This window comes from Pseudoalteromonas sp. c7(2019), from assembly GCF_011378625.1.
Taxonomy (GTDB): domain Bacteria; phylum Pseudomonadota; class Gammaproteobacteria; order Enterobacterales; family Alteromonadaceae; genus Pseudoalteromonas; species Pseudoalteromonas arctica.
The window spans coordinates 121,310-132,260 of sequence record NZ_WTKS01000014.1 but is presented as its reverse complement, the minus strand read 5'-3'; the positions used below and the strand labels follow the sequence as shown (position 1 = coordinate 132,260).

The 10,951-nt window shown below is 39.3% G+C and carries 8 protein-coding genes; 5 read left to right on the top strand and 3 right to left on the bottom strand.

The genetic code is table 11. The features are described 5' to 3' along the window. The first annotated feature begins 340 nt into the window (after positions 1-340). Together GQR38_RS15605 and GQR38_RS15600 are read left to right on the top strand one after the other, a co-directional pair. Positions 341-955: a trimeric intracellular cation channel family protein gene (locus GQR38_RS15605; protein ID WP_002957915.1), complete on the top strand. Its 615-nt coding sequence runs from the start codon at positions 341-343 to the stop codon at positions 953-955. A gap of 34 nt (positions 956-989) precedes the next feature. Further along, on the top strand, positions 990-2,501 hold the full coding sequence (locus tag GQR38_RS15600; protein WP_165722362.1) for a YifB family Mg chelatase-like AAA ATPase: 1,512 nt from the start codon (positions 990-992) through the stop codon (positions 2,499-2,501). Here the strand turns inward: GQR38_RS15600 and GQR38_RS15595 are convergent. Continuing rightward, positions 2,498-3,202 (bottom strand): response regulator transcription factor, encoded by a 705-nt coding sequence (locus tag GQR38_RS15595; RefSeq protein WP_002957913.1) that lies wholly within the window; start codon positions 3,200-3,202, stop codon positions 2,498-2,500. The two genes, GQR38_RS15600 and GQR38_RS15595, sit on opposite strands and share 4 nt — an antisense overlap. Positions 3,203-3,418: 216 nt before the next feature. After that, positions 3,419-5,914, bottom strand: coding sequence for a prolyl oligopeptidase family serine peptidase (locus GQR38_RS15590; RefSeq protein ID WP_165722364.1), 2,496 nt, complete (start codon positions 5,912-5,914; stop codon positions 3,419-3,421). 84 nt (positions 5,915-5,998) lie between these two features. Here GQR38_RS15590 and GQR38_RS15585 point away from each other — a divergent pair, with 84 nt between their 5' ends. After that, positions 5,999-7,075 (top strand): hemolysin family protein, encoded by a 1,077-nt coding sequence (locus tag GQR38_RS15585; protein WP_007587021.1) that lies wholly within the window; start codon positions 5,999-6,001, stop codon positions 7,073-7,075. Positions 7,076-7,107: 32 nt separating this feature from the next. On the opposite strand, the gene GQR38_RS15580 is transcribed toward GQR38_RS15585, so the two are convergent. Beyond that, positions 7,108-8,319, bottom strand: a complete 1,212-nt coding sequence (locus GQR38_RS15580; protein WP_165722366.1) for an EAL domain-containing response regulator — start codon at positions 8,317-8,319, stop codon at positions 7,108-7,110. Positions 8,320-8,485: 166 nt separating this feature from the next. Here GQR38_RS15580 and GQR38_RS15575 point away from each other — a divergent pair, with 166 nt between their 5' ends. Together GQR38_RS15575 and GQR38_RS15570 are read left to right on the top strand one after the other, a co-directional pair. Then, positions 8,486-9,502: a site-2 protease family protein gene (locus tag GQR38_RS15575; protein ID WP_165722368.1), complete on the top strand. Its 1,017-nt coding sequence runs from the start codon at positions 8,486-8,488 to the stop codon at positions 9,500-9,502. Between the two features lie 131 nt (positions 9,503-9,633). After that, entirely contained in the window at positions 9,634-10,875 is a 1,242-nt protein-coding gene (locus tag GQR38_RS15570; RefSeq protein ID WP_165722370.1) for an HlyD family efflux transporter periplasmic adaptor subunit, read from the top strand. The last annotated feature ends 76 nt before the right edge of the window (positions 10,876-10,951 follow it).

The following is a 10,951-nucleotide window of genomic DNA, read 5'->3' as shown; positions in this document are numbered from 1 at the left end:
TATGTCTAAAATTTGGTGTGTATATTGTGGCTCATAACCCGAAGGTCGTCGGTCCGCTTTTTACAAACTCAGGCTCCCGCAACCATTGAAATAAATAAGAATGAAACGACACACTTAAAGCGTGTTTTTTTATGCCTGAAATTTGATGAGTGTGGTGATTTAGCTTATAGGTTAAAGATCGTCTTCACAGCATGAGGCATTCACTACTCATAAGCACAAGCTCCCGTCCCCTGAGATACACTTCACAAAAGTTATAAACGACTTAAAATAAATCGTTATTACTTAAAACTTTGTTTAGTTTGTGTTAAAACGGCACAAATATTTTTGGGTTGTTACAAATATGACTGAACTTTACCACTGGTTTGATTTAATAGGCATTGCGGTGTTTGCTGTATCGGGCACTTTGCTAGCGTACGAGAAAAAAATGGATGGCTTTGGGGTCGTAGTTTTAGCGACAGTAACTGCTATTGGTGGTGGTACAGTGCGAGATCTAATTTTAGATGTTCCTGTGTTTTGGTTACACGATCAAAGTTACTTTTTTGCCATACTAGCTTCAGTATTTGTTACAACACGCCTTATAAATAAACAAAAGCCGATACCTCATTATATTTTACAAACAGCGGATGCGTTTGGTTTAGCTTTTTTTGCAGTAATGGGGGCACAAAAAGCGCAGCTTGTTGGTATGCCCGATATGACTGCGGTAATTATGGCTGTAATTACAGGCTGCTTTGGTGGATTAATTCGAGATGTGCTTGCACGCGAGATCCCTATGCTATTAAAAGGTGAGCTTTACGCTATTACCTGTATAGCGGGTGGCACTGTTTATACGCTGGGCATTAGTTTTTCGTTAGCAACCGAAATGGCGATGGTATTAGGTATGTTAATGACCTTATTACTTCGTTTGGCTGCTATAAAATGGCAAATCACATTACACGTTTTTAAATATCCTGACTAAACTGGTGTAATCACACCATTTACTAGGATAAGGAATGTCGTTAGCTCGTATATTTTCTCGTGCTCAAGTGGGTATAAATGCCCCTGAAGTTATTGTAGAAGTTCACCTAGGCAATGGGTTACCCGCTTTTCATATTGTAGGCCTGCCTGAAGCGTCCGTTAAAGAATCAAAAGACAGAGTGCGTAGCGCACTCGAAAACTCTCAATTTGGTTTTCCCGACCAACGAATAACCGTAAATTTAGCCCCAGCTGACTTGCCAAAAGATGGTGGCCGGTTTGATCTTGCTATTGCGGTGGGTATTTTAGTCGCCTCTGGGCAAATAGTGTGCCCTGATATTCATAAGTACGAGTTTTATGGTGAGCTTGCTCTTAATGGTGAGGTGCGTGGTGTAAACGCTATTTTACCTTCGGTACTTGCTGCAAAAGAGCAAGATCGTTGCTGCTTTTTACCTCTTGCAAACGACAGCCTAGCAAGCCTAGTTAATGGCGTTAAACGCAAAGCCGTAAGCTCTATTCAAGAAGTGTGGGGGGACTTACTTAATCAACAACCCTTACCATTGAATATAGAGTACCCCGACTGCACACAAGCCCCTGACTTTTTACTCGATTTAAGCGATGTGAAAGGTCAGCCCGGTGCAAAGCGAGTACTCGAAATTGCTGCAGCTGGCGGGCATAATTTATTATTTTTAGGGCCTCCTGGCACTGGTAAATCAATGCTTGCCCAGCGAATGGCTACAATTATGCCTACTATGTCGGACGATGAAGCTATTTCAACAGCTGCGCTTTACTCTATTATTGGACAATCCATAGATTTAACTAATTGGCGACAGCGGCCATTTCGTAATCCACATCATACTTGTTCAGCTGTTGCCTTGGTGGGGGGCTCTTCGAATCCCAAACCTGGTGAAATTTCTCTGGCACATAACGGTGTGCTCTTCTTAGATGAGTTACCGGAATTCGAGCGTAAGGTACTTGATTCACTGCGTGAGCCAATGGAAACCGGTACAGTTACTATTTCACGTGCAGCTAGGCAAATGGAGTTTCCGGCGCAGTTTCAGCTTATTACAGCATTAAATCCAAGCCCAACAGGGAGTCATACAGATAAGCGGGCAACTCCCGATCAAGTTATGCGTTATTTATCGCGAGTATCAGGACCTTTTATTGACCGTATTGATTTGCAAATAGAACTGCCTCGTCTAACGAGCGTTGAACTACAAAGTACTCAGCCAGAGGAAAGTAGTGCTGAGGTTAGAGCAAGAGTTGAAGCGGCTTATTACCTACAGCTAAAACGCCAAGGTAAGGTTAATGCAAGGCTTAATAATAAAGAAATGAGTGTGCACTGTGTACTGGCGCTAGCAGAGTTGCAGTTTTTAGCCAGAGCAAGCGAAAAGTTGTCTTTATCGCCACGCTCTTATCATAGAGTAATTAAGGTGGCGCGAACTATTAGTGATTTAAAGGGGGCTGAAAATATTAGTTTAAATGAGCTTAAGGAAGCTCTTAATTACCGTGCATTTGAGCGCCTTATTGCGCAATTAACTAAATATTAAATAGAGAGCATATAGCCTTTACCGCGAACGGTAACAATACGTTTTTGATCTTTTTCGTCATTTAATTTTTTACGTAAACGACCAATCAGCACATCAACAGTACGATCGTTTGGACTCCAATCGGGCTGGCCTATTTCTTCTGATATTTTTTCACGGGATGTGGCTTTACCTGCATTACTAATTAAGCAAATAAGCACTTTATGTTCGGCTTCAGTTAAGCGTGATTCAACGCCTGCAGCAGTAATTAGTGTGCGGTTATCGGGGTGAAGCTTAAAGTCAGCATATTCTATAAACTCTTCGCTTTCGTCGTCTTCTAGGTTAACGGCAACACGCTTATAGAGCGCGCGCATGCGAAGTTCTAACTCCAGTAAATCGACGGGCTTACAAATATAGTCATCAGCACCTTGTGCAAGGCCTGCAATACGATCGGCTTGGGAGTCACGACTCGATAATACAATAACGCCAATATCGGTAAGTGTGTTTAATTCTTTTGCGAGCTGAAGCCCGTCGCGCTTTGGCAAAACAATGTCAATTATGGCTAATGATATAGCACCGCGCAGGTTTACCCGCTGCCTTACAATGTTAAGTGCATCAGCGCCAGTTGGGTCTACCTCTATTGTAAATTCGGTATCTGCAAAGTGATTTTGGATGCGTTTAACGAGTAGTTCATCGTCTTCAACCAATAAAACATTAATAGCCATAGTACTTTATTTTGAATGCTTATAGCTCTGTATGGTAGCACCATTAGGTAAATGCTGAGAAGGGGGTTTATTAGTTTTAAGTAACTTAATATTTCAAAGGTGTATAAGACGTTATTAGAGGATGAGGTTAGCACCTTTAAACTAATTAAAAGGTGCTAAATAATTAATACTACTATTAATAAATCTGTATTAAGTCGTTATTTTAAAGGTTCAGGCTCAGTTATTTTTATACATTGAGTCCCACCATTGAGGTTCATCTTTTAGCTTTTTATCAAAGTATGCGAGCATGGTGTTCCACCAATCAAATCGTTTATCGCGTGCAAAAATTTGGTGGTCGGCGCCTTTGTATTCGATTAATTCTACGTCCTTGTTAAGCAGTTTAAGCGCAGTGTACATTGTTAAGCTTTCGCCAACAGGTACATTGGTATCGCTATCACCATGAAGAAGCAGCATAGGTGTTGTTACTTTGTCGGCATGAAATACAGGGCTATGTTGGCTGTAAAGCTCAGGGTTATTCCATGGGAAGCTATTTTTTGACGCTTCGCCAGAATATAAGTAGCCCCACCAACCTTCACCCCAATACGAGGTAATATTAGAAATACCCGCATGAGCTATTGAAGCACTAAATATATCGGTTTTAGTTGCCAATAACATGGTCATGAAGCCACCGTATGATGCCCCTAAATTTCCTACCTTTTCACTATCAACATAGTTGTATTTCTTTAAAAAGGCTTGCGTGCCTTCGATAATATCGTCTGCAGTGTAGTCGCCCCAGGCATTAACATGCTGCGCTGAAAACTTTTGTCCAAACCCTGTTGCGCCAGTAGGCTGTACTACATAAACAACGTAGCCATTTTCTGCCCATAAGTTAAACGGATAACGACCTGTAAAACCACGCGTAACTGGTGAAGTGCCGCCGTAGTAATACACGAGCGCCGGGTGCTTTTTAGTTTTATCTAAATTGCTAGGAATATAAACGCGGCCAGTTATTTCAACCCCATGTTTATTTTTAAAATTAAACTCCTCTAATGTAGGGAGTCGTGTATTTGCATAGCTACTTGGTTTTGAATCCCATATTAAATCTGTTTTATTTTTACTTACGTTAAGGCGTTTTAGCTGTTGTGGCGCTAAAGCGTTAGTGCCACTTAATAAAATTTCGGTATTACGGTCGTGTGAGTAACTAAATTGTTCAACAATATCCAATCCTGTATTTAACTTTTTAAAGCGCTGTTTACTTAAATCAAATAGATAAAGCGGTTGAGTGTCTTGCTCTGTTACTTTAATGAGCGCATCGCCGTTTTCTAAAACTTGCAGTTGGCCAATAGCAGAATCGAATTGTTTACTAAGTGCTTTTACGTTTTTACCGCCTTCAGTAAGTAGGTAAAGTTGCCCGTCGTAGTTATTAGCAAGCATTGCTTTTGGTAGAGCTCTGCCTGCGCCATTTTTAAAGTCAGGGCCTGCAATTACATAAATGTCTTTATTTGCATATTTAGCTAAATTAAACGTTTTGAATTTACCAAGCGATGAAAGCTTATTTGATTTTAAATCGAGTTCGACTAACTCTGTTTCAGGGTGGGTTGATGCTTGCATTGCCATTACTGGGCGGCTCATTAATATTTTGCCACGGTTACTATTTGAATCTTCAAGGCTGTAAGAAAGAGGACCTTGGCTAAGTGCTTTTGTTAAACCACTTTTAGTATCAAACATATAAATTTGGCTGGTGGTACGTGCATACGACCAGCGATCTTGTAGACCTTTATAGTGCTTAGTTAAGCTGTTAGTGTTCTCAGGTGATTTAGACCAGCTAAACAAAAGGCTGGTGTCGTTATAAAAGGTAAAGCCATTGGCTCCTTCTAAATCGTTTGCTAATGTTTTTATTGAGAAGTTTTTACGGCTAAGTTGTTTAAGCTCACCATTTAACAAATACACTAAATATTGGTTATCTGGACTCCAAATAATGTTACTTGGTTGGCCTGCTTCGAAGCGATAAAGCGTTTGAGTATCTGAATCTTTAAGTACAGTAACTGTATTTGCTTGGTTTTGTGTTTTATCGCTATAAGTGCGAGTAGTAGTAACGTACTGCTTAGCATTAGGTGCGAGTGATAATTGACTGATTGTAGGGGCATCAAACAATTGTTTTGCAGATAAGCGTTTTGTTTGTGAGGCGCTAAGCGTAATTTTATCAACGTCGCTTTTAGGTGCAAAATCAAGCGTTACATCGTGCCAATTAGCTACTTGTTGGGCTACTATTAAAATAGAGTGAGTACTGTTATTTAAAGCTAACTTATAGCTATTTTTATCACCTGTTTGTAGTTCGCCATTAATAAATAACTGACCTTGCTCAATCCCTTTTAAGGTAAGCGTACCTTGTGTAAAGCGGGTTGTTTCAATATTAAATTTTAGTGCCTGTAACCCACCTAAAGTGAGCGCATTGATTTTATTAAACGGCTGCCAGTTTTGTTTTTTCCCAAATACAGAAAAACTATCTGAGTCTGCTTGTAGCTGCGGCAATAGGTTATTAATAATGGCATTGCCATGAGGTGTTTGAAAAGGCTTTAACTGCATGTCCTCGGCAAGTGGGCCGATAAACTGAATTTTTGATTTATCCAATGGTGCAGCTATTGCAGCAAAGCTTAAGCTGCTAAGCGTTAAAAGAGCTGCTGCGTACTTAAATAGCTTATTTTGATGACACCATGGTGCGCTAAATTTCATTATTATGCCTATTATTATTGGAAGTTTGGCCAAATATAGCATGTATTGATACCATGCTCACATATCCAATATAGAGGAGAGAAAGTGACTTTACTGATAGTTTATATGGTAGTGGCGATTGTTATTTCGTTTTTATGTTCTGTGATGGAGGCTGTGTTATTAAGTATTTCGCCCAGCTATGTTGCATCACTTAGGAAAGATCATCCTGAGCTTGCTAAACAGCTCGAAAAACTTAAAAACAATATAGATCAGCCTTTAGCTGCTATTTTAACTTTAAATACGGTTGCCCATACTGCGGGTGCTGCTGGGGTAGGCGCACAGGCAGCTGTCGTGTTTTCCGATGCGGCTGTAGGCATTGCATCAGCCATTATGACATTCCTCGTATTAATTCTTTCTGAAATTATTCCTAAAACCTTGGGGGCTAATTACTGGCGAGCTCTAACGCCAAGTGTTACTTACGCTTTGAGGTTTTTAGTTATATTGCTAAAGCCTTTTGTATGGTTTGCACAAAAGCTAACAAATTTAATGGGTCCAAAGCACGATGAGGCTTACTATATTCGTCAAGAGATAGAGGCAATGGCTGATATAGGTACGGAGTCGGGTGCATTACATCAGGATGAGTCCGAAATAATTCGTAATTTATTGCATTTTAGACATGCAAAATTATGCGACTTAATGACGCCTCGAACGGTTATTTTTAAAATCCACAAAGACTTAACAGTGAATCAGTATTTAAACGATCACGGCTCGTCGTCATTTTCTCGTATATTGGTATTTGATAAAGACAGCGACGATATTGTTGGGTTTGTGCATAAAAACGATATTATGCTGGCATTTCACCGTTTAGGTACCGATTACAAAATTAGCAAATTGATTAAGCCTATTTATACGGTGCCGAGTTCTCAAAATGTATCGTCGTTACTGCAAACTCTTTTAACAAAGCGCACGCATATATGCCTAGTTGTAGATGAGTACGGTGACGTGCAAGGTATTGTAACGCTAGAGGATATGATTGAAGCTTTAATGGGGCTAGAGATTGTAGATGAGCGTGACCAATCTACTAATATGCGCGCAGTAGCAAGGCAGCGTTGGCACAAACGTTTAGCAAGTAGTGCGCATATAGTCAGTGAAGAAGATAAACACACTCGGGGTGATAATTAGTTAACCAGCCCCGATTAAATATTAATACCTCTTTAAGCGGGGCTGCCATCAGTTTTCAGCCAATCTTTAGCCCAAGATATAAATTCGTCTTGTGGTTTAGGGCGGCTAAATAAAAAACCTTGTATAGCTAGTTTTCTTTTATAATGCCTTAAATAAACGAGCTCTTCTGGTCGTTCAACGCCTTCTGCTACTAAGTCTAAATTATCTTTACTCGTAATATTAAATAACGAACTTACGACCACTTGAGAAAATAAATCTGTTTCTATATGGCTAATAAGTGAACGGTCTATTTTAATTTCAGTAAAAGGAAGATTTCGAAGCTGATTCATATTAGTAAAACCAACACCAAAGTCGTCTAGCGATATACCAAAGCCATGCATTCTTAATCTGTTTAGTGTTTCTAATTGCATGAGGCTTGAGAGTGCATGTTGTTCTGTTATTTCTATAATTATGTTACTAGGCGTGAGTTGGTTTAATTCTAAAATGAGCAGTAATTTATTAGGGCAGTTTAAGTCGTCGAGCTGAGTTGGCGATAAATTAAATGCCATTTTAAAATCATGACCTAGTTGCGCTTTCATATTTTTGAATTCGCTGGTGGCCTTTTCAAAAAGAGAAAATGTAATTTGATTAATTAAGTTGTGTTGTTCGGCAGTGTTTATAAAACGGTTAGGTAAAATAATATTGCCGTCTTTACTTGATAAAATACGTGCTAAGACTTCAACGCTTTCAATTTTATTGTTATCAGCGTTTATTTTTGGTTGGTAAAAAGGCGTTATTTCATCGTTTTTTAATGCATCAATAAGCTCATCTTGTGAAATGGCTGACTCTTTTAATAAAGTGTGGCTGTTTAATTGCGCCACTTTAATAAGTAACCTACTAACCTGAGACAGTTGCACTGGCTTTGAAATATTACCAATGAGGTGAGCGTTATGTTGTTTCGCGAGATTGGCAGCTAAGCTAATAACTTTATGGTCCATTTCAGAAACAATTATAATACCGCCTTGATAATGTAACTCTCCTAAGTGGCGGATTAGTTCCATGCCGTCCATTTCGGGCATATTGAGATCAGTAAAAATAGCATCAAAGTAGTTGATATCCTCTTTAACTTTTTCAAGAGCTTCTTTTGCATTCAGGCACGTAGTTATAGTGTTAGACATACCCAATTCGTTAAGTATAGCTTCCATAACGATCAAAATTGCTTTTGAATCGTCAACAACTAAAATATTAGGCACTATTTTGTCCACTGTTATCCCTTTCAATGTATCGCTTGGAGTTACTATAAAAGTAGTAGTGTTTTTTTATTTTGTCAGTATCAAATACTTTTATTTTGAAAATAGTTACCTAGCACCTTCACTCGTGTTTTTAAGCTGATTAGGTATACTAGCGCCATTATTTTAAACGGTCTTAATTATGATAAGAATAGATCTTACTTTAGCCGAGCAACCATTTTCGCTTATGGTGTCTGGGCAAAGAATTGTGCAGGTATTTCACGCGCAACAAGCCATTACCTTTGATAACCCTCGTGAAAACTATTTTCAATTTACTTACGACAACAAAGTAATAGGTATCGATACAGCGGCGGTGAAAGAGCAAAGCATTTCGCTCTTTGTAGATGATCAATTTGCAACACAACTTGCGTTACCAGCATCTACAAATGGGTCACCTAAAAAAGGCTTTTTAGGTCTGGCTGCATTAGGTTTTAAGCTTTTTAAAAGTGCTAAGGTAATTAAAGTGGTGCTTGCAGGGGCTTCTGTTGCAGGCTATGCGTGGTTATTTAGTATAGAATTTGCATTAATGCTAATTGGGTGTTTAGTTGTACACGAATACGGCCATGTGCGAGCAATGAAATACTTTGGCATAAAAACCAAAGGTATTTACTTAATCCCATTTGTAGGTGGGCTAGCTGTAAGTGACGACAAAATAACGACTCGTTGGCAAGATGTAGTTATATCGCTAATGGGACCTGCATTTGGTTTAATTACCTCGGTACTGGGTGTCGTTTTATATTACGCCACCGAGATGGAAATATTTGCAGGTGTGGCGGTTCTTAGTGCGTTATTAAATTTATTTAACTTGTTACCTATTTTACCGCTTGATGGCGGGCATGTATTAAAAAGTATTAGCTTTTCAATGCGTTCATGGATTGGCCTAAGTGTATGTTTACTCGGTGTACTGTTTGGTTTATGGCTGAGCTACACATTTGGCTTAATGTTACTGGTATTCTTTTTGTTTGTAGGTGCGCTGGAAATTGTATTTGAGTGGCGAGGCCGTCACTACTCACACTTAATGCCACTAGATAAATATGGCCAAGGTTTTTCAGCGGTTATGTATGCCATTGTAGTAGTTGGGCATGTAGCTGTAATGATGCACTTTGCCGATTCGGAAAATCCAATATTGAGCCTGCCGATGACTATTTTATCGAGCTAGTATTTTTATTTTTTCTAACTAAATAAGTTAGTTTTTTGCATTAATATTTTATTTTTCGACTTTTATGTTGATTTATTGTTAATTGAATTCTAGTGTAATATAAATTAGAACAATCTTAGCGGATCAACTGGATGTTATTTAGAAAGGAAGCTGTCGCTCAGCAAAGTGAACGTTTAACTGGTGTGATTACGCTAGCACAACCACTATCAATAAAACTTATCGTATTTGTTTTGGTATGTATTGCGATTGTAGTGATAAGCTTTTTATTTACAGCAGAGTATTCCCGCAAGGAAACAGTACGGGGGTTTTTAATACCCAATAAAGGGATAATCCAAACCTTTGCTAGTCAAGGTGGTATGATTGAGCTGCTATTTGTACAAGAGGGTGATGCCGTTACTAAAGGTCAGCCGTTGGCGACCATTATTGTGCAGCAAAATAACAGCCAAGGCATAGCCTTGAGCACCCAGCTTGTTGAGCAGCTAAGTATGCAAATACAGTTGCTCAATGATGAGATAACACAAAACCTTACCCTACAAAAGCAAGAGTCACTTAACTTGCACGCGCAAAAACGTGCACTTACTAATGAGCAAGCTGCATTACAAAGTCAACTTGCTCTAGCTGATGAAAAATTAGGGCTACTTAACCGCCAACAAAGCAACCTTAATCAACTTAATAAAAATGGCTTTTTATCAAACATCGAGCGAGAGCAACAGCAGCAAGCCCTCTTAGATGCTAAGCAAGAAAAACAAAACCTAGCGCGCTTGCTTATGCAGCAAGAAAATCAATTAAGTCAACTTAGTTTTAATATTGCTAACGTGCCCCAGCAGTATACTTTGCGTATAAATAGTCTTAAGCGCCAACAAGCGGATATTCAAAACCAGCTCACACAAATTAAAAGTAACTATCAATATACCATAACAGCCAGTAACAGCGGTGTTGTTACTGGCATTCAAGTGGTTGAAGGCGAAACACTTACCCAAGCCAAACCACTGTTGCATATTATTCCCGAAGGCTCAGAGCTAGTAGCAGAGTTGCTGCTACCAACACGTTCAGCAGGCTTTATACAACTAGGTAACGATACGCGCCTGCGTTTTGATGCTTTCCCTTACCAACGCTTTGGTTTTATTAACAGCAAAATTATCCGCATCGACAAGGCGCTCATTACTCCAAATGAAATACGCCTGCCTATTACCCTGCAAGAGCCAGTGTACCGTTTGCGAGCGACACTCAGCCAACAACAAATGCAGGCCTATGGTAAGGCGTTTGAGCTGAAAAGTGGCATGTTGTTTGAGGCAGATATTATGTTGGAGCAACGCACATTAATCGAGTGGTTACTCGAGCCACTGTACAGCCTAAAAGGGCGCGTAAGTTAAGTGTAGCGTTTTATAAAATAAAGAAAAATTTGAAAGTTTTGGTGGTTTGCTAAATGCAAACAACCGAAAAAGACGG

Excerpts from the sequence above, each read along its gene's own strand:
- GQR38_RS15605 (WP_002957915.1), top strand. The coding sequence starts at position 341 with ATGACTGAACTTTACCACTGGTTTGATTTAATAGGCATTGCGGTGTTT.
- GQR38_RS15600 (WP_165722362.1), top strand. The coding sequence starts at position 990 with ATGTCGTTAGCTCGTATATTTTCTCGTGCTCAAGTGGGTATAAATGCC.
- GQR38_RS15595 (WP_002957913.1), bottom strand. The coding sequence starts at position 3,202 with ATGGCTATTAATGTTTTATTGGTTGAAGACGATGAACTACTCGTTAAA.
- GQR38_RS15590 (WP_165722364.1), bottom strand. The coding sequence starts at position 5,914 with ATGAAATTTAGCGCACCATGGTGTCATCAAAATAAGCTATTTAAGTAC.
- GQR38_RS15575 (WP_165722368.1), top strand. The coding sequence starts at position 8,486 with ATGATAAGAATAGATCTTACTTTAGCCGAGCAACCATTTTCGCTTATG.
- GQR38_RS15570 (WP_165722370.1), top strand. The coding sequence starts at position 9,634 with ATGTTATTTAGAAAGGAAGCTGTCGCTCAGCAAAGTGAACGTTTAACT.